We start from the raw sequence: 21,980 nt of genomic DNA on the forward strand, positions 1-21,980 counted from the left end.
TTTTCCTCTTAATAAAGCATTTGACTTGGGTTAAACGTAAGTTCAATTTCTTTCCAATTACTGTATTTATCAACTGGTAAATTTTTCAGTGGGCTAGCTTTATAAACTGCACGCACTGCGCTATCTACCGCTGCTTTATACATTGGAGTTCCCGAATTGTATTTATATTGATCAACTATTTTTACGTCAATAACAGATCCATTAGATTCAAGTAAAATATTGAGAATAATAAGCATATCTTTTGCATCTTTTGCGCCCGCAGGTACATTCCAATGTTTTTCTATTTGTGATTTAATAGCATCTTTTTCACTTAGACTTAAAGCTTTAGTAGGGTCAAATTCACTACTATCAGATTTATCATTTAATTCATTTTCAAGCTCGTCTAAATCTTTTTCAATTTTTGGGCTATGCTTTTTATTATGCTTTTTATCAACTGTCGAATCTTCGAGAGTTTTTAAAAGTGAATCAAAGTCAGTGTATTTCTTTTTTTTCTCTTCTTTCTTTTTATCTTTTTTCTTATCTTCCTTTTTAGCTTTTTCTTCTTGTTTTTCCTTTTTAATTTGCTCTTTTTTTACGTCTTCTTTTTTATCTTCTTTTTTAATTAAAGAATCTTTTGTATCTTTTACTGTGTCCGCTTCTTCGACCTTTGGTTTTTGTTCAGGCTTTATTTCTGTATCTTCGCTAGGTTTTTTCTTATCTTCTATACTTTCTTTTGGTTTTTCAATTTCAGGCTTAGGTTCTTTTTGTTCAGCAGCTTTTTTGACTTCTTGTGTTTTTTCAGCAGATTTTGCTTGGGTATTTACTTTTCTTTGCTTAACATTAGATTTACCTGTTACAGGTAAGATATCAACTGTAATCGCATATTCTTCTGGAGCAGGATGCCAAAGTGAAGGTAATCCAATAAATAACAATAATAATATTACAAGGTGTAATATTATAGAATATAATAATCCGCGATCAGGTCTCATTAGTTAATATTTATCTATCTAAAAAGTTAATTCCCTAAAAATTAATACTTTATCAAGTAAAAATCAATCTAAGTTTAAACTAATTAAGGTAAAAATTCTATTAAAATTTTAACTAATTATTACAAAATATTACCAAGCTTGCAGTGTTTTAATAGTTATGTATAATATATCAAATATTAATTACCTATTAAGAAATATGTAATAAAGGTTTAACTCTATGAAAAAGATAGTTGCTATCACATTAATTATAATATTATCAGCATGTAATAGTATAAATAAACAGGCTAATACGTGTACTCAAGGTACTATAATTGCAGTACAAGAAGTAGAAAAAGGAAAAAAATCCACAATTGCTAAAGGCGCGGGTATTGGTGCGGCGAGTGGGGCTGGTACTGGAGCAGTAGCAGGTTTAACATACGGCAGCCTTGCCTGTGCATCAGTTGCTATGTTTTTCTGGATTGGAGTACCTTTATGTGCTGCAGTAATTACAAGCAGCGTTGCGACAGGTGGTTTAATTGGAGCAGGGGTTGGAACCGTTGCAGGTGCAGGGACAGGGTACCATTTAAAAAAGAAAAAAGATCAAAGCAGTGAAGAAAATTTCGTTTATACAGTAAAAACATATAGTAATGAACTCTTTAGTGCGGAAAAGCCTAAAGAATTCTTTAAATTAAATGAAGAAGTGACGGTAATTTTAAAAGACAAAAAGCTGATTGATATGATCCCTTTTACAGAAAATTTTGCATGTCCACAAAATTAAAAAAATATAGCTTTAAATAATAACTATTATTTATAATCAAAATGAATAAAAAATTAAATATAGTAATCTTTACATTATTACTTTCATCATGTGTTCATAAAACCCCTCCTACAATTTGTAGGAAAGCAACAGTTATTACGGTGGAAGATGTTAAAGATGATCCTAAAAGGAAATTACTCTTAGGGTTAGAAGTTTTAGCTACAGCATTAGATGCAATAGTTGCATATGAATATGCAAGTACACCATCGCTTTTTGTACCTTTACATCAACCATACGTAATTAATACCTCTGGTTTAGCGTTGCAAGCAGAATTATATCAGCAACATCAAGATGATAAAAAGAATAAATTTGTTTATACAGTTCAAATTCTAAACGATAAAAATGCTTATAGAATCCTTAAACCTAAACATTTCTTTACATTAGGGGATTCAGTAATTGTTTTAATTAAAGGTAATACAATAATGGATGTTACATTACTTGATGAAACAAGAAATGTATGTGAAGTTTATGCATTTAATAAGTAACTATCATTAATTTTAATGATAGTTACTTTGTGTAATTAAAATCTACCTTTATCTTCTTTTTTAGATTTATTTTTGTTATCAATAGAAGATTTTTTTTTTTCTGGCTTATTTAAACCATCTAATGTGTCATTAAGTTCCTTTAATGCAGAATCAAAATCATCGTTCTTATTTGTTTTTAAATCTCTAACTTTTTCTATTTTTTTATCTTTATCTTTTGTTTTATCTAAAAAAATAGGTAAAAGTTTACTATTATTTATCACTTCAATATCAATTCCAGCTTTCATTAGAGTGTATATTGCATGGGCCATGTAATTATATTTTTCAACCATAACAGAATCATTGTTAAGAGGTGCATTACCTTTAGTAATGTAAACACCAGGTATTCCACTAACATTTTCTGTTTTGTAACAATCTTTTTCTAATAAGCGTTGTATAAATCTTTTAACCTCAGAAGCTTTATCTCTTCCAAAATCCTTTTGTATGTTATGAACCATGAAATCAGCTAAATTAAGAAGTGTTTTAGCATTATGTTCTTGTACATGAATATTGTAATTAGGAATCGATTTACCAGTGGTTATAGAATTTGCTAGATCATCAATTATTGGATCCGGTAATTTTAATTTCACATACCCATTTTCTGGAAGTTTTTTTGTATCAAAGTCCATAGTGGTTAGGAAGCTAGTCATAGCTTTACTTGTCTCTAATTTGTATGGCTCAATTCCTTTAAGTAGTAGCTCTGCCATCATATTATATCTATCTATATTAATATAATTACCTTCAGGAGAGATTTCATTTGGAGTAATGTAAATGCCACTTGGCGTAAAATGATTGGTAGGATCACTTGGAATATATTCAGTTTTGAAATCATGCATATTTAATAATTTCTCTATAAAATCACGCGCTTTTTGAGCGGAATCTGAACCATATGATTCTCGTATAGCATAATAAAAATTATCATAATTAATAAATGGTCTACCTTTCCAGTAACCAATGCTAAGTGTAGGGCTAATGTTATTTTTCATATAACTAACCAATTATTTCAATTAATCAATAGTATATTAATTATATATTAAGTTATTAACTAATGCAATGAGGATTGTTTAATATTAGTTATAGAAGATATGAATTATAAACAAAACTTTAACTATCAACTATTTACTTTAAAAACTAAAAATAAGCATAGGATGAGGGATAGGATACTCAACAGTTTTTCTGCTTTCACTGAAATTGTTATTTGTATAATCAAATATTATTTTACGCCAAAATTGAAGGGCAGGTTTGTTTTCAGGAATAACTGCAACTTCCCATTTACCTTTAAATTTATTAAAAATTTCAAAGGCTATTTTTTTTCCAATTCCTAACCCTTGAAACTTTGCTAAAATAAAAAATTCACCTATATTCCAATCTACTTCGCTTGTAGAACCAATTTTATTTAGTAAAATAAAACCTGCTTTTTCATTATTAATTTTTATTATAAAAGCGTAGCGATCAGAATCAGTTAAATAATTTTTTAAATCAAAACATTCATAAAGGCCATTTGTAGGTAATTCCCAACCTGGTAAAAAACCGCAATAGCGAGAAATATCATAAACATAGAATCTAGCCATATTTTGAATAAGTTCGTAAGAATCAAGATTAGCTGGAATTAATAAATATGAGAAAGAATCTAACATTTATAAAATGTTATTTACTTTTCGTAGTAATTTGCGTAACTAAAGCAACTTTAGTAAAGCCTGCATTATTAATTGCGCTTACAGTTTCCATAACTCTACCATAATCTACTGTTTTATCACCACGAACGAAAATACGAGCATCTTTTTTTTCTTTAGTAATAGCAAGTAATTTTGTGGTTAATTCATCAAATGGTACTCTTGAATCTTGAATGTAAACTGAACCTTCTTTGTCTACAGTAACAGATAGTGGTTCGTCATCACCTACTATAGGTGATTCACCAGTTTCTGGTAAATCAACATTTACGCCTGAAACTAACATAGGAGAAGTTACCATAAAAATGATGAGTAGCACTAACATAACATCCACAAATGGAGTAACGTTGATATTACTTACAAGCTCACCATGTTTTCTTTTCTTTTTACTACTTAATGAAATTTCAGCGCCCATTTAAATTACCTTTGATTATCAAGTTCACGTGATAAAAGAGTTTCAAGTTCTGCTGCAAAATCTTCTAATTTATCAGATAAATTATTTAACTTTGAACTTAATAAATTATAAAAAATTACTGCAGGAATAGCTGCGAATAATCCAATAGCTGTTGCAAGTAATGCTTCTGCAATACCAGGAGCAACAACTGCTAAAGTAGTATTTTTAGAAGCGGCAATTGATTGGAATGAATGCATGATTCCCCAAACTGTTCCAAATAAGCCGATAAATGGTGCAGATGAACCTACTGTTGCAAGTACTGAAAGATGTGAACCTAAATTGGTTATCTCGCGGCTTATAGCTACATTCATAGCTTGTGTAATCCTTTCTTTAATTCCTTCTTTTAAATCAGGATTAACGACTGTTGCACTTACATTGTTTTTATTCCATTCTCCCATAGCTGCGCAAAATACTACAGCATGTGGATGAGAAGGGCGTATACGTAACTTTTCATAAAGTTGATCTAAAACTTGACCAGACCAAAATTTCTTTTCAAAATTTGTAGATTTGCTATGAATATTTTTATATTTAAGCCATTTTTCAAACACGATAGCCCAACACCATATAGAAGCAATTATAAGCATAAGCATTACAAGTTGGACTACAAAGTCTGCTCTTGTAATAAGTGACATAACAGACATATCCATTTGTGCAACAGAACCTGCAACTTCTGCTGCGTTTACTACAGGCGAGTTCAAACCTTCAGCCATAATCAAAAAACCTCATGCAAAAAAATTAATATTTTATCTTTTGTAAAAATATACTTGAGATTAGAGTTTTTGCAAGGGGGATCAAGCTAAATTTCGTAGAATTTTAAAAAGGTGTGACTTATATGCTTATTCGCTAAATGAATATTATTCAGATCCATATTAAGTCTTATTTCAATTAACATATATCGTAGACTATCTTTATTGCTAATTTCATCAAATATTTCTTTAGCATCTTTAAGTAAATTTTGGTTTAAACAATAATTAACTATTAATAATCTAGCATCATCGAAGGATTTCGTTTCTTTAAAAAAATCATATAAGTTTTTTACTTTTTTTTCTAACGGTAGGTCATCTATAAGAATTAAATAAGCGTCAAAAGCTTCTTTCGTAGCTTTAATGTCAAAGCTCTTATTAATTAAATGCTCTAGTTTTTTATATTGTTTTTTATGTAAGTGAATATCAATTAATAATGGAATCAACTCTATTTCATTATAAAAATCACTATTCAAAATTACTTTTTCAGCTTGATCGAAATTAGCTAATGCAACTAGTTCTTTAGCCTTGACTATAGTTAGCCATTTCTCGATTTCTTTTATAATCTGGTATCCCTTATAATTCTTTTTAAGAAGATTATGCACTTCTTCAAGCTTTGTTACTTTTTGATTCTCATAAGCATCTTTTGCTATTTCAACAAATTTAATAATAGCGGATTCACGAAATTTATTGAAAAAATCTGGTAAGTTTTCATGATCATGAGCTAGAACAATACCATCTAAAAATTCTACAAATTCATTATTTTTATCTAATGATTTTAAAGCGTTCAAATCTTCATGAGCTTTCTTAGAATCGTTAAGTATGATGCTTGTGAATGCTTCTCTTGTTAAAGATTTTATACGGTTTTTACGAATTATTTTTATTGAGCTAAAAATTTGAGAAGGGGCTTTTAAAGCTTTAACAAAAAATTTTATGATAAAGGTAGATAGTAAAATTAAAGTGACAATTAAAATTAAAATAGCAAGAGCATTAGCTTCAATTTTATATTCTTTAAAAATCAAAATTATATTTTGATCGTAAAATGAAAAAGATACAGCTATAAGTACGCAAAGGCCATAGATTGCACTTAGTATTAGTAATCTTACCATGAGCTTTATCCTAAAATTATTTTTAAGTATTTGATTCTAACTGTTTTATTTATATTTTTTCAACAATAAATTCATAGGAAGTTTTATTTCTATTACTCCCGCATAGTAAGGTGCTATTGCATAAGGATTAAAACTAATTACTATATTATTTTTAGTTAGAAAAAATTGATAATTAACTAATTCTTTAGTATTATTAGCAGGCAATAATTGCAATTTTTTATCAGAAGATCTCTCGTAATCATAAAAATAACTATCTTTATTTTTTATAATTTGATCCCAGAGTAAATCGTTTAGTTTTGAATAATTTTCTTCTGCGATAACATCTTTAAGCTCAACTAATTTTTGTGCTTTGATATCGAAATTAAAAGTTGTTGTTGCATTGTAACCGTGAGCTCCTCCTGAATAGGTACGCTCTTGGAGAAGGACGCTTATAATATCTTTATAACCTTCTATTTTAAATTTTACATCACGCTCTGCAACTTCTCCTTCTTTTAAACAAACTTCATTTTTTTTGATATAATCAGAGATTATTTTATTAAATTCTTTTAGCGAAGGGTGTTTTATAATATCAAACTCTGGATATTCAACATCTTCTTTACATATACATTCATTATTGAGAGTTAAAAAAGCTGAGGGAATATTATTTTCATTACATACTTCTTTATTAGGTTTGCTTAATAAATTTTTCTTATCGCTAATTATTTTATAATTAAATTCGTGAGCAAAAGCTGAATTTATAAAAATATAAAATAGAGCTAAAAATATTAATTTCATAAAAATCTCCAAAATATTTACTTGTTATTATCACGAAATTTAATTTTATAGTAATATTTTTTAAATAAATTTTTAAGTGTATTTTTTAATTTTTTTAAAATCCAAAAATTTGGAAGATGAAGCTTATTAACGTACTTTTTATTACCTAAAGTTTCATAAGCTCGTACACAACCTGGAATTATTTCGCTGTAATAAACCTTATATAAGTTTGGCATAAAAACTTTTGTTTCATTTCTACCCCATTTAATAACTTGCTGAGGAACTCGAGCTAAAGCTTCTATGCAAGCAATGGCCTCTTCATGTTCGGGATTCTTTCTTTTATAAACTTCAGCTTTAGGGTCTAGGTTAAATAACATATCATTTATCATTAATTTTATATGTGAGGCAAACCATTTATGCTTACGAGAAAATTTTTCGATAAAAGGATATCCTATTGTTGCAGCTTTAAGGATAAAGGTCATTTTTTTAAAATGATAATAAATAAAATACCAAATAAGAGAAAAAAATCTTTTTTTTACTTTAAGATAGAATTTATAACTATTTTCTATTTGAATGATTTTTTCTAGACCAATTTTATTAAGTTTTTGAGCTATATTTTTGCTTGTATCTATATCATTTTTTCTACTCTCTTTAACATGAGGGGTTGCTCTTGTAGCTGTAAAGTTAGCAGAATAACGAGAAATTTGTCTTCCCAAATTATCACGTTTGATATCAGAAAAATGTCCCATTTCTTGTGCTCCAATAATCATCATGCGTGCAAGAGCTGGTTTTCCGTTACCGAAAGAAGGATTTTCTTTATCAGTTTCACCTAAAGGATCGCCCCCGCATGAAATAAATATTGCTGATTCTCTTCCATCTGTTGATTGCATACCTGAATTTGAACCAGAAGATTGCCAAGTGGGGATGTCAAGCATATCCCCTACAGAATGTCCATACGTTACAAAAATTTCTACTTCATCTATAATCATTAAATTTATAACTATAGGATGAATGGTTTGAGTAATTATTCTAGCAATTTTAATTTCAATTTCAGGCTTAAGAGGTACAAGTTTTTGCATTTCGAGGTTTAATTGGCTAAGTGTTTCGATAGCCTTTTTTTTAGCTTTTTCTTTATCGAAAACCTTATTCATCCAAAGTTTAAAAATAAAATTGAAAGTTCTTTTTTTTAATTCAGGATTAGTAAGTTCATGAGTACTTAAAGCAATGCTTATGTAAAGCTCAGGAATAGTTAAACGAATACAATTAGAAGCAGGATTGGCATCAATTCTAAGTTTTCCAGAGTTTACAATAGTATGTGCTAGTTGTTCAAGTTCAACAAATAATTCATCACCTTCAAGTATAGGATTTTTGTCAATTATGTGGTAAACACTACTCATGTAATTTTTCTTGTAACTCCAATACTTCTAACCAACGTTCTTCTAATTTATTTTTATTTTCTTTTAAATCTTCAATTTTTTTTGTATATGAAGTAAATTTATCCTTTGATTTACTATAAAGTTCAGGGTCACTTAATTCAAGTTCAAGTTGATTTATTTCATCTTCAATTGCAGTTAGTTGCTTAGGTATGTTTTCCAAATCTCTTTGATCTTTATAACTTAGCTTGTTATTTTTTTTATTTAACGAAGGTACTTCCTTTAATTTGTCTACCTTTTCAAACTGTTTTTTTATTTGTTTAAAAGATTTTTCATTATGTTTTTCATTTAAATAATCAGTGTAACCACCAATAAAATCTTCTATTGTTTTACCGTCAAGAATAATAGTTCTAGTAACAAGTTCATCTAGAAAAGCCCTATCATGGCTTACCACTAATATAGTCCCATTAAATTCAGTTAGCATTTCCTCTAACATTTCTAAAGAATCCATATCTAAATCATTAGTAGGTTCATCTAAAATAATGAAGTTTCCTGGGGTAGCTAAAGTTTTAGCCAATAATAATCTGTTAAATTCACCACCAGATAATGTAGAAGCTTTAGAATGTAACTGATCGTTTTGAAATAAAAATTGTTTCAGATATCCTGCCACATGCTTAGGTTTACCGCTAACTAAAATTGTATCACCACCATCTGGACATAAATTTTCCCAAAGAGTTTTATCAGAATCTATATCTTCTCTTTTTTGGTCAGCATATGAAATTTGAACGCTCGGTCCGATTTTAACATTACCACTTATAGGTTTTAATTGTCCTAAAAGAAGTTTAATAAAGGAAGTTTTTCCAGCACCGTTCCTTCCTATAACGCCTATTTTTTCTCCATGCATAATACGTAAGGAGGAATTTTTAAATAATATTTTAGGTGGATCAGTATCATTAAAACCGCAAGTCACATTTTCAAGTTCAAGAACAAGTTTACTAGCTTGATCTCCTGCTAAAGATGTAAGTATAATTGATTCTCCAGCTGTTTTAAAGCGGCCTTTTTCATTTTTGAGTTTTACTCTTAAATCAATTAAATCTTTTAGGCGGCGTTGATTTCTTTTTCGTCTAGCAGTAACACCATAGGCCAGCCAATGATTTTCTGCTTCGAGTTTTTTTGATAATTTACGTAATCTTTCTTCTTCTGCTTTAGTTAGTTCTTCTAAAAAATTATCGAAATCACCATATCCATTATTATGCATGTAAAATTGTCCACGATCTATATAGAAAACTTTATTAGAAATTTGCTTTAAAAATTCTCTATCATGGCTAATACATAAAATAGCTAAATTTGGTTTCGATAATATATAATTCTGTAACCACTCAATAGCTGTAATGTCTAAATGGTTAGTAGGTTCATCTAGTAGTAAAATATCTGGCTCTCCGACTAAAGCTTTTGCAAGAGCAACTCGTCTTATTTTCCCGCCTGAAAGATTAGTAAAACTTCTTTTACCATCAAGCCCAAGATGAGTTAGTATCATATCGGCTAAATATCTTTTATCTTCTTCAGGGTTTTCAATATCTGAAAGTACATATTCATATATGGTCTTATCATAAGTAAAATAATTTTCCTGAGGAAGATAACCTATTGAAAGTCCTGTTAATTTTCTTATTTCACCTTTATCTAATTGCTGTGCGTTTGCAAGTATTTTTAAAATACTTGATTTCCCAGAACCATTTCGTCCGACTAAACATATTTTATCCCCTTCATTAATATATAATGAAAGATTTTTAAATATATTTTTATTACCATATGATAGTTCTGCATCAATTAAGGATAAAAGTAATTTAGACATAACTTTGTAAATTTTTTATTATATAACTTGACTTTTTGAGTAATTTTTTAATTATTTGATTAACAATATAATATGTATCAATAAATATAAGTGTAGTAGTAGTCAATGAAATTAGGCAAAATTTTTAATTTTTTTAAACGTCCCCTTTGGCAGCAAGTCATAGTAGCTGCAGTTTTAGGTATAATAACAGGAATATTATTTGATGATAAATGCGAAAATCTAAAATATTTAGGAATGGTTTTTATTAATCTTATTAAAATGGTAATTATACCATTAATTGTATTTTCCTTAATTTCTGCTATCACAAGTTTAGAATCTTCTGAGAAAGCTTCCTATATAGGGGTAAAATCGATTTTAAGTTTTTTAGCCACTTCTTTAATTGCAGTTTTAATTGGGCTAATCAGCACCTTAGTTTTAGAGCCGGGTAAAAACGTTGTAATACCTTATGTAAGTAGTACAAAAGCTGTAAACCATGATATAAAAATATTAGACTTTTTAGTAGGGTTTATTCCGGAAAATGCTATTTCATCTATGGCGCAAGGCAATATTATTCAGGTAATAGTATTTTCAGTACTTGTAGGAATTGCTATTGTTTCAATTAAAAATAAATGTCCCACCTTAATTAACCTTGCAAATGAAGGCTCACTTGTAATATTTAGAATGATAGAAAATATTGTTAAACTTGCACCTATAGGTGTGTTTGGTTATATGGCGTGGTCAATCGGTACCCAAGGAGTAGAAGTATTAATTAGCCTTGTAAAACTTGTTGGTATAATAATCTTTTGTTGTATCCTACAATATATACTGTATGGGCTTTACATCATAATTTTTGCAAAAATGAACCCTATACCCTTCTTTGTTAAAATGTTAGAGCCGCAAGTTTTAGCTTTCTCGACAAGCAGCAGTAAAGCTACTTTAACTACTACAATGCGTGTAATGCATGAAGAAATTGGTGTGTCTAGAAATGCTACAAATTTTGTGCTTCCAATTGGCACTTCAATAAATATGAATGGCGGGGCTATATATTTAAGTGCAACTTGTATATTTTTTGCGCAAGCTTTCGGAATTGAGCTTGATATGTCAAAATTAATGGTACTCGCTTTCACTTGTACAATTGGATCGATTGGTGCTGCTGGTATTCCAAGTGGTATTCTCTTATTTTTAGGTATGTCGCTTGAAGCTGTAGGGCTTCCTACCGAACTAGTTGTACTCGTTGCAGGGGTTGATCGTATTTTAGATATGTTTACGACCATGATTAATGTTACAGGTGATGCTTGTATTACCATGATCGTTGATAAAACTGAAAATACCATGGATTTAAAAAAATATTATTCAAAAATTTCTTTTGCGAGTCAGCCAAGTGAATAATTTTATTGTTAGAGATAATTTATTAGATTTATGGGAAGAGCTTAGTAAGCTTGATAATAAATGGAAGGTTAAGAATCAGGGAGATATTATTGCTCTTAGAGCTAATGTAAAGATGCCTATTAGTTTTTGCTTTGGTGTTAAAACTGAGCAAGAATTAAAAGAAATTGAAAGTTTTTTTGAAGATTACAAATTTTGGGTAGTAACAGAAAATAATATTTCAGAATGGGAAATAATTAGAGAAAAATATATTTTAGATTCTAAAGATTCTGTAATGTATTTAGATACGAATAAATATATTTCAATTAATTATGAAAATATTGATATAAGGCCATTAACAAAAGAATGGTTAAATGATTGGGTAGAAATAGGGGCTAAAGTATTTAACCTTGATAGGCAAATGACTTATGATTTTATATCTCCTAGCTTAGACATACCAAGACAACAATTATTTATGGCTTTTGATAAAGATAAACCTGTTGGAACTTCACTTGTATATATAGATAAATTAGGTAATGCTGTTCTTCAATTTATTGCAGTTTTAGAAGAGCATAGAAATAAAAGAATTGGAAATGCATTAACTAGAGTTTGTATTGACCATGCTATAAAACATGGAATAAAAAATATTGCTCTTTATTCAAGTCATGATGGAGAAAAAATGTATACAAAGATAGGTTTTAAAACTATCCAAAAACATTATATGTACACAAATATGTAACAGGGAATTTAGCGTGTTACTCTGCTACTTTCTATATTACCTACCTTTAAACTAATAGCTTGTGGTAAAACCACCATCTATTACTAAATTTTGTCCATTGATTTGATTAGAATCATCGCTTAGTAAAAATGTAATAATTTTAGCTATTTCTTGAGGGGTTGAGTACCTACCGCTTGGTATGGCTTTTGTTTCATTTTTTAACTGTTGATCATAAGATATTTTCTTCTCTTTAGCTCTTGCTTCTACTTTGCTTTTATTTGTTTCAGTTAAAGTTACGCCTGGAGAAATTGTATTAACTGAGACATTTTTTCGCGCTAATTGGAAACTTAAATTTTTACCTTGAGCTACCCACATGCTACGTAAAATATTTGAATTAGGGTAAGATGAATTATATTGGACAGAAGTCATACCTGACATTAAAACTATTTTTGCGCCAGGTTTAAGTGATTCTTCAAGTTGTCTAATAACTTCAAAAGGATTAGAAAAACTAATTTTAAACATATAATCCCATTCATTACTATTTGGTATGTAATAACTGCTTATAACAGAGCGAGGGGGCATAAGAACTATTCCATCGATTTTCTTATTTATTTGTTTCAAAGCATTATTAACGCTTTCACTATTTCCAAAATCAATCTGAATATTTTGATAATTACCTTTATAATTTTTGCCTAAATGATTTTTAAGATCATTTAGTTTTTGCGAATTTCTGCCTAGTAAAATTAAATCATAGTTTTGTTTGGCAAGTTCTTCAGCAACGCTTTGGCCAATTCCACTGGTTGCAAGTGTTATTACAATAGTTTTTTTATTATCAGCATAAGCGCTAGTTACTAAAATTATGCAAAATAAAAACTGTAAAATAATTCTCATAATTTTCTCCTAAGCTAAATATAATAGATATTATAAAAAGATTTATATAAGCTATGTTAATTAAGTTTTAATAAATAATCTAGAGGGAATTATGCTTAATTCAAATGAAACCCAAGAATTATTAAATGAAGAATTTGCCGAAGCTATCTCTTATAGAGATTTTGAACGTGCAAAAGAACTAATCGAAAAGGGCGCAAATGTTAATACACCATCTGAGGCGGTAGGTGTTAATAGAGAAATATTTCAAGAGCCACCTTTAGCTATTTTATGCGATGCAAATTTAGAATTTGTGAAATATCTTATAAGTAAAGGCGCAGATCCGCATATACCTTATAAAGTAAAAAGAATTGAAGACGAGGATTTTGTACCAACTTCAAATTTATTACAAAGAGTAGGAGATGAGTTTAAGGCTACTTTATTTTTACTATTTAATGGATTTGATAGAAATTTAATCAACTCTAACGGACAGACACCTCTTCTTGAATCAATTCAATATATGTGTTGCTATAATAAGGCAAAAGCACTTTTATTATATAAATTACTAATCCACGATGATAATTTGCTTGATCTGGAAAAGGAGTATATTAATAAAGCGGCTATTTATAACTATGTTGAATATGCAAAAGTTTTAAAAGAAATTATAGAAACTTATGAGAAAATAAAGGAAATCATTTCTCCATGGCCATATGAATTACGTAAAGAATTGGTATTAAATTTTGATAAAGTACAAAATCAAATTAAAGCGCACCCTAATCAAGAAAAGAAGATATTAGAAACCTTTAGACGTTATAAATTATTTGGTGAAGTATGTTACTTAAGTACAGCAATTCCTCAATTTTCAGTAGAAAATGAGGAAGATAAAAAAATTATTTTACCTAAGGAATTAACTTCCAAAATTATGTCTTATAGAGCAAATTTTGAAATCTCTGAAAATGATGTAGAAAAATTTTTATACCATAAAACAAGGTACTAAACTTTATTACTGTAAAATAAATTGACGAATGATTAATATTAATATAAATTATTAACTAATTAATATATAAAGCACAATTATAGGTTGCATATGACTACTTATCAAATTTATCTGCTGGAAAATCAAACGCAAGTAATTATGAAAATAGTTGATACAGGTGAAGTAAAACTTATTATAAACATGCGCTTTGATTCTAAAAATTTTAAATTTAAGGAGTTTGTCCAAGCATTTGCAGGGCAATTTAACCTTTCGAACTCTAATATAAATGAAAATTTAGGTGAAAAAGCTTATCGGATAGCTGAATTTCTTGAGAATGAAGGAAATTTCAACAATATTTTTGTAGTTAGAGAAGAGAGTCGTCCTTATAATAATTTAGAAGAAATAGATGATTTAGTTAATGAAGTTAAATGGCCGCTTATATACTTTCTTAAAAGTTTCAAAGGTAAAACTGATGAAGAAGTAAATGTAATGGCTAATTTCATTGGCGATTTTATGGCTTTTAATAATGTCAGCAATAAAGCTATTAGCGAATCTGCTTATATATATAATACTTATTACTTAAATTTTTTAATGTATAAGGAGTATTTTGCTTCCTCAATTAATAATTATTTTAACGATAATAATACATATGGCACACTAGAAGAAATGGTGGGGAATGAATTTTTAGATAAGTTCAAAAACTTGCTAAATATTCTTAAGAATGATTTACAACTTCAATTTTTACCAAGCGATGTTAGAAAGAAAATAAAAAATGTTAATGAAACTATTTTGAACTTTTCAAATAATATTTCTAATCCAGTTAGTGTAGAAAAAAATCGTGAATCTAAGTTTGATTTTTGGGGTAATTTTTGGAATATAGTTCAATCAATAACAAAGACATCAAATCGCGCCAAGGCTAGAACTGCTGAATATCATATGCATTATCATTATCACGCTCCTTATTCTGCAGGTATAAATAATAATAATGTTGATTTAGATAATAAAAATAAAAAAGATAAAAAAGATAATAAAAATAAAAAAAGAGAGAAAGTTAAACCTACTCCGAAACAAAAGCTATCAGAGAAGGATGATAAAACTACTAATCCTGTATTCTATATAGGAGCTATTGGGATTGCTATAATACCTGCGATTTGGCAAGCTTTTAAAGCAAAAATGGCAGCAAATTTACGTGAAAAATATGAAAGTCGTATTTTACATTTAATCAATGATTTAGAGATAATAAATACCGGACTTATACAAGTTCCTTATAATTGCACTTTAAATAACAAATACAGTGTAGCTAAAGGTACGGCTGATTTTGTTAAAAGAAATACTATATTAACAGATTATTCTTTTAACCAAGTTGTTGAACTTGCTAGAACGTTAGATAATCCGCTTGATATTAAAAATATTGGCAATATGTTGCTTAACAATTTTAGTAAGCGTGTTGATTGGAAATATACATTTACTTTAATCGGATCAATAGCAGGAAGCTTCACGTTAGCATTTTTTGGTAATGTTCCATATAGTCCATTACTTGCTGCAAATTTTGTTGGAATGAGTATATTAGGAATAGGCAAGTACTTGTTTAATTTTAATAGTTTAGGTTATTTCAAATTTTTAGATGGTTATCATCATATTAAAGATATTAATATACATGCTGATAATTTAAAAAAATATAGTAAAATTGAGGCAATTTTTGATATTTTACCTATTAATCCTATAAGTTCTATTAGAAGCGGTGAATTTAGGGGTGGGTCATTTAAATATGAAAGAAGCGAACCTAAAGAGCTTAAATCAATTAGCGAAGAAGAGATAAATTCACTTTACACAACATATACAAAATCATAATCAAATGTTTATTATAGAGGGTTTATTATTCCTTAAATCCTCTGTAATAAATTTCTGAAACGTAACGTTTGCCACCTGATCCACGTTTTAATTGAACAACAACATCAATTACCGATTTAATGTATTCTTTAATTTCAGCTGGTGGCATTCCTAGACCTGCTTGCATAACCATAAGCTTTAATTGTTCCATAGCCATTTGTGGTGTGTCAGCATGTAATGTAGATATTGAACCTGGGTGACCTGTATTAATCGCTCTTAGAAAGCTAAAAGCTTCTGCACCACGAATTTCACCAACAATAATTCTATCAGGTCTAAGCCTTAAACAAGCTTCAATTAAATCTTGAGTAGTGACTTTAGCTCTACCTTGACCACCTTTTGAAGCAAGTAAATGAACACGATTTTTATGATTAGGTAACAACACCTCACGTGCATCTTCTACAGTAATTAAACGTTCTTCAGTAGGAATTTCGAGTAAAACAGCATTGGTAAAAGTTGTTTTACCGGTAGAAGTACCACCGCTAATAATAAGATTTTTCTTACCTTTAATGGCGGTAGATAAAAACTGCTTAATATTTTTTGCTTTAAGCAAATTATTTAATTCAATATCAAGCGGATCAATTTTTTCAGAAAGTTCAATTTCTTCAAAAGCCCCACGTTCTTGGTAAGTATCTAATGTATATCGTTCAGTGGAACCCTTACGAATAGAAATTGCAATAGTATTTGCTTCACAAGCAGGTGGAAATACTACCTGAATACGATAGCCATTTGGTAAAGTTGCTGAGAGAAGTGGGTTTTCTTCGCTAACTTTTTGTTCAGTTGATTGTGCAACTAATCTTGCTAAGGATTTTAAATGTTCCAAATCAAGTTCAGGAATAATTTCAAGTCGCATGTCGCCGCGCTTTTCAATCCATACTTCCTTTGGAACGTTAACTGAAATTTCCGATACCCCTTCTTCATCGAAAATTCGATTAAAAGGGGTAAGATATGTTTCAAGAGCTGTAAATGACATATAAAAATTTCTAATGTATTATTTTAGCGCCTTTATTATATTGAGCAGGGAAAAGTAAGTCTTTTCTTACAAATACTTTAATGCGAGTACCCTGATCAACTGTAATAGTTGGACGTTCGTCTAAACTGTCTTGTACCATCTTTTTAGCAGCATCGTTAATATTTTGCATTCCATCTTCAAACGCTTTTTGAACTGGAGTTTTTTGCTGCTGTTGAGTAGTAACAGATACGTTACCCTGTGTAACAGTTTGGGTTGTTGTATTGCTACCTTGGTTATTATTGAATCTTGCAAGCTCAGCTGGACTAAGTTGATTTTGAAGTTTTTGTTCTGCTTGTGCTCTAAATATTTCCCCTTGATATGTTATACCAAAAGTTACAGCACTTAAGAGAACAGCATTTGTTAAAATTTCAAAATATTTATTATCTACAACGCCGCTAACGCCAGCTCTACCTATTTGATCTACCCCAGGTGAATCTACTTGGATGTCAATTCCGTCAGGTCTTATAATTCTGTTCCAAGCAATAAGTACTCTATTTTGTCCACGTTTAATGTCAGCTGCATAAGTGCCCACTAATCTTGAACCTTTTGGGATCATAACACCTTTGCCTGATTCTGCATAAACATCGCGGCTAATGATTGCGCGTATGTATCCTTGTAAATCAGTGGTAATAGCTGTTTCTAAAATTGCATCAATAATTTTACCTTGAGCAACCACAGAAGTTAAGTCACCAATTTTTGTAGCTTGAACTTGTTCAGTAGATGTTCTTTCTGGTCTAAAATTACTTGATATAACTTGTTTTCCTAATCTTTCTTTTTCAGATTGTTGTTTTTCTTCCTTACTACCTTCACCACCTGCAATCATAATAGCAGATTTTCTTCTTTGATCTAATTGTGATCTATCAATCCTTCTAGTCGGTGCCTCTGGAATCTCTGGCACTAGCGGTATAGCTTGTACAATAGGTTGAGGAGGTAAAGAAGGTAATTCGACAACTTGAGGTTGTATAGGTGGTAATTCTGGAGCCTGAGGAGCCTCAATTTTTGGTGGTTCAGGAAGGCTTGGAGCTTGTGGTAAAGGATTTGCTACATCCTCAGCTGGCCTAATTGGCTTTAAGTTTTCGGTTACATTAGGTAAATCTTTTTTTTGCTCTTCTTTAGGACTTGAAAAGAAAAAGTTATATACCATTATTCCCATTAAAACTGAAAAGATAACTATAATAGCAATATTTTTAGCAGGGACAGAAGCTACTTTTGACAAACCATGTTCCACTTCAGGCTGATCAATATCGTCCTCAAAATCTATATTATTATTCTGGCCATTATTTTTATTTTTATCCATGGCGTTTGTCCTCTTTAATCTTCGTTAGAGAATTTTATTTTATTATCTATATCTGGATAATAAAACCTTACAACATATGCTAATTGGTCATCAATTTCATACTCAGGTTCTTTAGATAAAACTTCAAAATTATAAGTATGTTTATCTGTAATTATTGAGAAATTGGTATGAATGTTTTCTTGGTGCGGCTTTATGAATATTCTGCGACCTACTGGAGTAATTGTCCAAGCGTAGGGGCTACCAAGAGAAATTGTTTCTATTTCTTCATTTCTAGCAAGTTCAATAGTGGTTTGAAAACCTTTATGAACTACTATTTTATAAATATCACTTTCATCGTAAACAAAAGTTTTTATACGACTGTCAGCTTTTGCTGTTTGGTAACTAGCTTCCGCATTTAATGTAGCGAGGATTAGCCCAATAAATGCAAAAATACTATTTTTTATTATCGTCAAATATCTCATCGTCAACCCTATATGAAGTTACTTTAAAGCCAATCGGATTAATAAAACTTTCTTCTCTTGTTACAGACATAGTTGATAACTCAAATTGTATTGTAGCAATCTTGTTATAAATCCCGGATTTTGCGCCTTGTTCTTGTATTTTAAATCTTACTGTCGCCACATCACCTTTATCATTATATTGAATAGACCTTATTTGTAATACTGTAGTAGCAATATTACCGTATTTACTTATAGGGCTATTTTCTTTATCTCTTATACTTTTACTAAAATAATTATATACATTTTGGCTAGAAAGGAGCCTTACTATTGTATTATAATTATATTCATAATCCGCATTATTATATGTTTCACGAGCACGTAAATATTTTACAATGAAATAATTTTTAATAGATTCGTTTCTCGTAACAAAGTTTGAGTTATTAACACTATCTACTACAGTAGTAATACCTGTATTTTCTTCAACTTGAATTACAAAGGGTTTAATAGTTCTAGTTAAAGTTATTTCTTTTATAAATAACAATCCAATTATACATCCAATGGTTAAAATGAATATAAGAAGTAATAATAAATTGCGTTGCGCAAGAATAGTGGCGTAGCGATCATAATACCAGCTTCTGACCTCACTTACGACGTCATTTCCTTTTAAATTTATAACTTCTTTATTTTTATCTTCCATAAGCACCTAAGTTTTATACTATTTTTATAATATATTAAAAAATTAATATTTTCAACAAAAATTAAAATCTTAACTAAATTTTTACATAAGGGGCCAAGTTGCTTTAGGTTCTGTTACTAAATCATTAGTAAATCCTAGGCTCATTCGTTCTACTCCTACCCATGCAATCATCGCTCCATTATCCGTGCATAATTTAATAGGAGGGGATTTTATAGTTAAATTATTAGAATCAGTAATTTCTTTTAAACAACTAATAATATATTTATTTGCAGCTACACCACCTGCAATTACTAAATTTTCGATAATAATATTATTTTGTTTAACTAATTTTATAGCATTGCTAATTCTATCCTTTAAAATTTCTCCAACTGTAAATTGGAAAGAAGCGCATAAATCTACTATAATCTGCTCATTTAAATTATCAATTTTATCCAATGTTCTTTTTACTGCAGTTTTTAGACCTGAAAAGGAAAAATCACAATTATCACGTCCAACCATTGATTTGGGAAAAACATAAGCGTGTTTATTACCTTTAAGAGCGGCTTTTTCCACAGCCGGTCCGCCGGGATAACCTAATTGTAGCATCTTTGCTACTTTATCATAGGCTTCACCAACTGCATCATCAATTGTACTTCCAAGCTTAGTATAACTACCCACACCATGTACAATTAATATCTGACAATGTCCTCCAGAAACTAGAAGTAATAAGTATGGGAATTCTATTTTGTCAGTTAAACGAATTGTTAAAGCATGGCCTTCTAAATGGTTAACCGCTATTAAGGGTTTGTTTAAAGAAGCAGCTATTCCTTTTGCTGTCATTAAACCTACAAGAAGCCCACCAATTAATCCTGGGCCTGAAGTTACGGCAATTCCATCAATTTTGCTAATATCAATTTGAGCTTCAGATAAAGCTTCTTTTATAAGGTTAGGGAGATAATTAATATGAGCGCGAGCAGCAATTTCTGGCACTACACCTCCAAAGGGCGTATGTTCTTCAATTTGAGATAAAATTTTATGAGATAAAATATTTTTATTATTATCGACAATAGCTATCGATGTCTCATCACAACTTGTCTCGATTCCTAAAATATACATAATTTCCATATAAGCTAGCTTTCGTATAACATACAAAAATCACTTAAAATTGTAAAATTAATTGTTTAACTAAACAAGTAATTTGAATCCGAGTGTTGCTAAAATGTATTAATTTTATTTTAATTAATATCTGATTTATTAAATCAAAATTATAAAAATTAACTGAAATACGTGGTTATGCCTTATAAAAAATTAGATTTTGTTAGTGCAAAAAAAAGACCATATAGATAGTTAATGAAATTTATAACTAATTTATGGAGCGACTTTTAAGAATATTAATTAATATAAGTTTTTTAAGTTTAAATGTTAGAATATTTATAAAAGTACTAAAAATATAATTGCTAATTTTAATGTAAATAAGGAGTAAAATTTGCACATAATGAAATCATTATATTATATACAATTTCTTATCTATAAGTATTTATCATTTAAAAGTAAAATTTACGTTACATGCATAATTCAGGAATATCTACCCAATTCTCTTTTATTTTTACAAATAAATATAGGTGAACTTTTTTATCAAGCAGATCGGCGATATTTTTTCTAGCTTCCATACCAATCGTTTTAATCATTTCCCCACTTTTACCTACAACGATTGCTTTTTGGCTAGGTTTCATAACATAAATCACTTGATTTATCTTTAAAGAACCGTCGGGCTGTTCTTCCCAAGCTTCTGTTTCTACAGCTACATTATAAGGTATTTCTTTATGAAGTTTTAGAAATACTTGTTCACGTGTAAATTCTTGAGCTAAAAATTTTGATGGAGCATCAGTTATTTCATCTTCGCTAAAATGCCATTCACCTTCAGGCATTTTATCAAATAATATTTCACTAAGCTCTTTTACTTTTTCACCTGTTAAAGCAGAAATCATAAAAATTTCTTCAAATAAACTATAGTGAGCAAGTTTATTTGTAAGTTCTAATAATTTTGGTTTATCTACTTTATCAACTTTATTTAAAACTGCTGAGCAGGGTATTCCTTGGTTTTGTAGGTTTTTAATAATTATAATATCATTATCTGTAATTCCTTTAATAGAATCAAATAACATTAAAATATAATCAGCTTCATGAAGACCATGCCACGCAGCTTTTACAATAGATTTTTCTAATTTCCGGAAAGGCTTAAAAAGACCTGGAGTGTCAAAAAACACAATTTGCGTATCTTTAGATATTGCAATGCCTCGTATAACACTACGAGTAGTTTGTACTTTGGGAGAAACAATAGATATTTTTTCCCCTATTAAATTATTGAGCAATGTTGATTTTCCTGCGTTAGGTGATCCAACTAATGCTACTGTTCCAAATCTAGTCATACCCTTTACCCTTTACACTAATAAGAATTTATGTGTTTTACTCATAAATTTTGGTTTTCTATCTTCTAAAATTTTAGTTTAAGCCTGGTTAAATT

The 21,980-nt window shown here is 29.4% G+C and carries 22 protein-coding genes; 6 read left to right on the forward strand and 16 right to left on the reverse strand.

All coding sequences use genetic code 11. From position 1 onward, the window contains the following. Window positions 1–8: 8 nt before the first annotated feature. On the reverse strand, window positions 9–968 hold the full coding sequence (locus J0H68_00455; protein ID MBN8827161.1) for a TonB C-terminal domain-containing protein: 960 nt from the start codon (window positions 966–968) through the stop codon (window positions 9–11). Window positions 969–1,185: 217 nt separating this feature from the next. Between J0H68_00455 and J0H68_00460 the strand changes: the two genes are divergently transcribed. Together J0H68_00460 and J0H68_00465 are read left to right on the forward strand one after the other, a co-directional pair. Further along, window positions 1,186–1,725, forward strand: coding sequence for a hypothetical protein (locus J0H68_00460; protein MBN8827162.1), 540 nt, complete (start codon window positions 1,186–1,188; stop codon window positions 1,723–1,725). Window positions 1,726–1,766: 41 nt separating this feature from the next. Further along, complete coding sequence (locus J0H68_00465) at window positions 1,767–2,249, forward strand: hypothetical protein (GenBank protein MBN8827163.1); 483 nt, start codon at window positions 1,767–1,769, stop codon at window positions 2,247–2,249. A 35-nt stretch (window positions 2,250–2,284) separates the two neighbouring features. Here the strand turns inward: J0H68_00465 and J0H68_00470 are convergent, their stop codons facing one another. The 8 genes from J0H68_00470 to J0H68_00505 all read right to left on the reverse strand — a co-directional run bounded on the left by J0H68_00470 (window position 2,285) and on the right by J0H68_00505 (window position 10,239). Continuing rightward, complete coding sequence (locus tag J0H68_00470) at window positions 2,285–3,271, reverse strand: hypothetical protein (protein MBN8827164.1); 987 nt, start codon at window positions 3,269–3,271, stop codon at window positions 2,285–2,287. Window positions 3,272–3,409: 138 nt separating this feature from the next. Further along, a complete protein-coding gene (locus tag J0H68_00475; protein ID MBN8827165.1) occupies window positions 3,410–3,922 on the reverse strand; it encodes a GNAT family N-acetyltransferase in 513 nt (170 codons plus the stop codon). Window positions 3,923–3,932: 10 nt separating this feature from the next. Further along, window positions 3,933–4,370, reverse strand: coding sequence for a protein TolR (gene tolR, locus J0H68_00480; protein ID MBN8827166.1), 438 nt, complete (start codon window positions 4,368–4,370; stop codon window positions 3,933–3,935). A gap of 5 nt (window positions 4,371–4,375) precedes the next feature. Then, window positions 4,376–5,119, reverse strand: a complete 744-nt coding sequence (gene tolQ / locus J0H68_00485; protein ID MBN8827167.1) for a protein TolQ — start codon at window positions 5,117–5,119, stop codon at window positions 4,376–4,378. A gap of 86 nt (window positions 5,120–5,205) precedes the next feature. After that, window positions 5,206–6,261 (reverse strand): hypothetical protein, encoded by a 1,056-nt coding sequence (locus tag J0H68_00490; GenBank protein MBN8827168.1) that lies wholly within the window; start codon window positions 6,259–6,261, stop codon window positions 5,206–5,208. A 45-nt stretch (window positions 6,262–6,306) separates the two neighbouring features. Further along, window positions 6,307–7,035 carry a DUF3298 domain-containing protein gene (locus J0H68_00495; GenBank protein ID MBN8827169.1) on the reverse strand — a complete coding sequence of 243 codons (729 nt, stop codon included), beginning with the start codon at window positions 7,033–7,035 and terminating at the stop codon, window positions 6,307–6,309. 17 nt (window positions 7,036–7,052) lie between these two features. After that, window positions 7,053–8,411 (reverse strand): DUF2748 family protein, encoded by a 1,359-nt coding sequence (locus tag J0H68_00500; protein ID MBN8827170.1) that lies wholly within the window; start codon window positions 8,409–8,411, stop codon window positions 7,053–7,055. Continuing rightward, window positions 8,404–10,239, reverse strand: a complete 1,836-nt coding sequence (locus J0H68_00505) for an ABC-F family ATP-binding cassette domain-containing protein (GenBank protein MBN8827171.1) — start codon at window positions 10,237–10,239, stop codon at window positions 8,404–8,406. Before J0H68_00505 ends, J0H68_00500 begins: the two co-directional genes overlap by 8 nt. Window positions 10,240–10,344: 105 nt before the next feature. Between J0H68_00505 and J0H68_00510 the strand changes: the two genes are divergently transcribed. Together J0H68_00510 and J0H68_00515 are read left to right on the forward strand one after the other, a co-directional pair. Then, entirely contained in the window at window positions 10,345–11,607 is a 1,263-nt protein-coding gene (locus J0H68_00510; protein ID MBN8827172.1) for a dicarboxylate/amino acid:cation symporter, read from the forward strand. Beyond that, window positions 11,600–12,322: a GNAT family N-acetyltransferase gene (locus J0H68_00515; GenBank protein ID MBN8827173.1), complete on the forward strand. Its 723-nt coding sequence runs from the start codon at window positions 11,600–11,602 to the stop codon at window positions 12,320–12,322. Before J0H68_00510 ends, J0H68_00515 begins: the two co-directional genes overlap by 8 nt. Window positions 12,323–12,373: 51 nt before the next feature. On the opposite strand, the gene J0H68_00520 is transcribed toward J0H68_00515, so the two are convergent. Continuing rightward, window positions 12,374–13,192, reverse strand: a complete 819-nt coding sequence (locus tag J0H68_00520; protein MBN8827174.1) for an SDR family oxidoreductase — start codon at window positions 13,190–13,192, stop codon at window positions 12,374–12,376. A gap of 91 nt (window positions 13,193–13,283) precedes the next feature. On the opposite strand from J0H68_00520, the gene J0H68_00525 reads away from it, so the two are divergent. Both J0H68_00525 and J0H68_00530 read left to right on the forward strand, forming a co-directional pair. Continuing rightward, a complete protein-coding gene (locus J0H68_00525; protein ID MBN8827175.1) occupies window positions 13,284–14,165 on the forward strand; it encodes a hypothetical protein in 882 nt (293 codons plus the stop codon). 90 nt (window positions 14,166–14,255) lie between these two features. Next, a complete protein-coding gene (locus tag J0H68_00530) occupies window positions 14,256–15,995 on the forward strand; it encodes a hypothetical protein (GenBank protein MBN8827176.1) in 1,740 nt (579 codons plus the stop codon). Window positions 15,996–16,020: 25 nt separating this feature from the next. On the opposite strand, the gene virB11 is transcribed toward J0H68_00530, so the two are convergent. The 6 genes from virB11 to era form a co-directional block, all read right to left on the reverse strand. Further along, entirely contained in the window at window positions 16,021–17,004 is a 984-nt protein-coding gene (gene virB11, locus J0H68_00535; protein MBN8827177.1) for a P-type DNA transfer ATPase VirB11, read from the reverse strand. 10 nt (window positions 17,005–17,014) lie between these two features. Next, window positions 17,015–18,340, reverse strand: coding sequence for a hypothetical protein (locus tag J0H68_00540; protein ID MBN8827178.1), 1,326 nt, complete (start codon window positions 18,338–18,340; stop codon window positions 17,015–17,017). 14 nt (window positions 18,341–18,354) lie between these two features. Further along, on the reverse strand, window positions 18,355–18,801 hold the full coding sequence (locus J0H68_00545) for a TrbG/VirB9 family P-type conjugative transfer protein (GenBank protein ID MBN8827179.1): 447 nt from the start codon (window positions 18,799–18,801) through the stop codon (window positions 18,355–18,357). Beyond that, window positions 18,773–19,477, reverse strand: a complete 705-nt coding sequence (locus J0H68_00550) for a virB8 family protein (protein MBN8827180.1) — start codon at window positions 19,475–19,477, stop codon at window positions 18,773–18,775. Before J0H68_00550 ends, J0H68_00545 begins: the two co-directional genes overlap by 29 nt. 81 nt (window positions 19,478–19,558) lie before the next feature. Continuing rightward, entirely contained in the window at window positions 19,559–20,572 is a 1,014-nt protein-coding gene (gene tsaD / locus J0H68_00555) for a tRNA (adenosine(37)-N6)-threonylcarbamoyltransferase complex transferase subunit TsaD (protein ID MBN8827181.1), read from the reverse strand. A 446-nt stretch (window positions 20,573–21,018) separates the two neighbouring features. Then, window positions 21,019–21,885: a GTPase Era gene (era, locus tag J0H68_00560; protein ID MBN8827182.1), complete on the reverse strand. Its 867-nt coding sequence runs from the start codon at window positions 21,883–21,885 to the stop codon at window positions 21,019–21,021. Window positions 21,886–21,980: the final 95 nt, after the last annotated feature.

Source organism: Sphingobacteriia bacterium, from assembly GCA_017304685.1.
In the GTDB taxonomy this organism is placed as follows: Bacteria; Pseudomonadota; Alphaproteobacteria; order Rickettsiales; family 33-17; genus JAFKLR01.

Excerpts from the sequence above, each read along its gene's own strand:
- J0H68_00520 (MBN8827174.1), bottom strand. The coding sequence starts at position 13,192 with ATGAGAATTATTTTACAGTTTTTATTTTGCATAATTTTAGTAACTAGC.
- J0H68_00530 (MBN8827176.1), top strand. The coding sequence starts at position 14,256 with ATGACTACTTATCAAATTTATCTGCTGGAAAATCAAACGCAAGTAATT.
- J0H68_00465 (MBN8827163.1), top strand. The coding sequence starts at position 1,767 with ATGAATAAAAAATTAAATATAGTAATCTTTACATTATTACTTTCATCA.
- J0H68_00470 (MBN8827164.1), bottom strand. The coding sequence starts at position 3,271 with ATGAAAAATAACATTAGCCCTACACTTAGCATTGGTTACTGGAAAGGT.
- J0H68_00455 (MBN8827161.1), bottom strand. The coding sequence starts at position 968 with ATGAGACCTGATCGCGGATTATTATATTCTATAATATTACACCTTGTA.
- J0H68_00550 (MBN8827180.1), bottom strand. The coding sequence starts at position 19,477 with ATGGAAGATAAAAATAAAGAAGTTATAAATTTAAAAGGAAATGACGTC.
- tsaD (MBN8827181.1), bottom strand. The coding sequence starts at position 20,572 with ATGTATATTTTAGGAATCGAGACAAGTTGTGATGAGACATCGATAGCT.
- J0H68_00505 (MBN8827171.1), bottom strand. The coding sequence starts at position 10,239 with ATGTCTAAATTACTTTTATCCTTAATTGATGCAGAACTATCATATGGT.
- tolR (MBN8827166.1), bottom strand. The coding sequence starts at position 4,370 with ATGGGCGCTGAAATTTCATTAAGTAGTAAAAAGAAAAGAAAACATGGT.
- J0H68_00545 (MBN8827179.1), bottom strand. The coding sequence starts at position 18,801 with ATGAGATATTTGACGATAATAAAAAATAGTATTTTTGCATTTATTGGG.
- J0H68_00460 (MBN8827162.1), top strand. The coding sequence starts at position 1,186 with ATGAAAAAGATAGTTGCTATCACATTAATTATAATATTATCAGCATGT.
- J0H68_00490 (MBN8827168.1), bottom strand. The coding sequence starts at position 6,261 with ATGGTAAGATTACTAATACTAAGTGCAATCTATGGCCTTTGCGTACTT.
- J0H68_00540 (MBN8827178.1), bottom strand. The coding sequence starts at position 18,340 with ATGGATAAAAATAAAAATAATGGCCAGAATAATAATATAGATTTTGAG.
- era (MBN8827182.1), bottom strand. The coding sequence starts at position 21,885 with ATGACTAGATTTGGAACAGTAGCATTAGTTGGATCACCTAACGCAGGA.
- J0H68_00500 (MBN8827170.1), bottom strand. The coding sequence starts at position 8,411 with ATGAGTAGTGTTTACCACATAATTGACAAAAATCCTATACTTGAAGGT.
- J0H68_00495 (MBN8827169.1), bottom strand. The coding sequence starts at position 7,035 with ATGAAATTAATATTTTTAGCTCTATTTTATATTTTTATAAATTCAGCT.
- J0H68_00475 (MBN8827165.1), bottom strand. The coding sequence starts at position 3,922 with ATGTTAGATTCTTTCTCATATTTATTAATTCCAGCTAATCTTGATTCT.
- J0H68_00525 (MBN8827175.1), top strand. The coding sequence starts at position 13,284 with ATGCTTAATTCAAATGAAACCCAAGAATTATTAAATGAAGAATTTGCC.
- tolQ (MBN8827167.1), bottom strand. The coding sequence starts at position 5,119 with ATGGCTGAAGGTTTGAACTCGCCTGTAGTAAACGCAGCAGAAGTTGCA.
- J0H68_00510 (MBN8827172.1), top strand. The coding sequence starts at position 10,345 with ATGAAATTAGGCAAAATTTTTAATTTTTTTAAACGTCCCCTTTGGCAG.
- virB11 (MBN8827177.1), bottom strand. The coding sequence starts at position 17,004 with ATGTCATTTACAGCTCTTGAAACATATCTTACCCCTTTTAATCGAATT.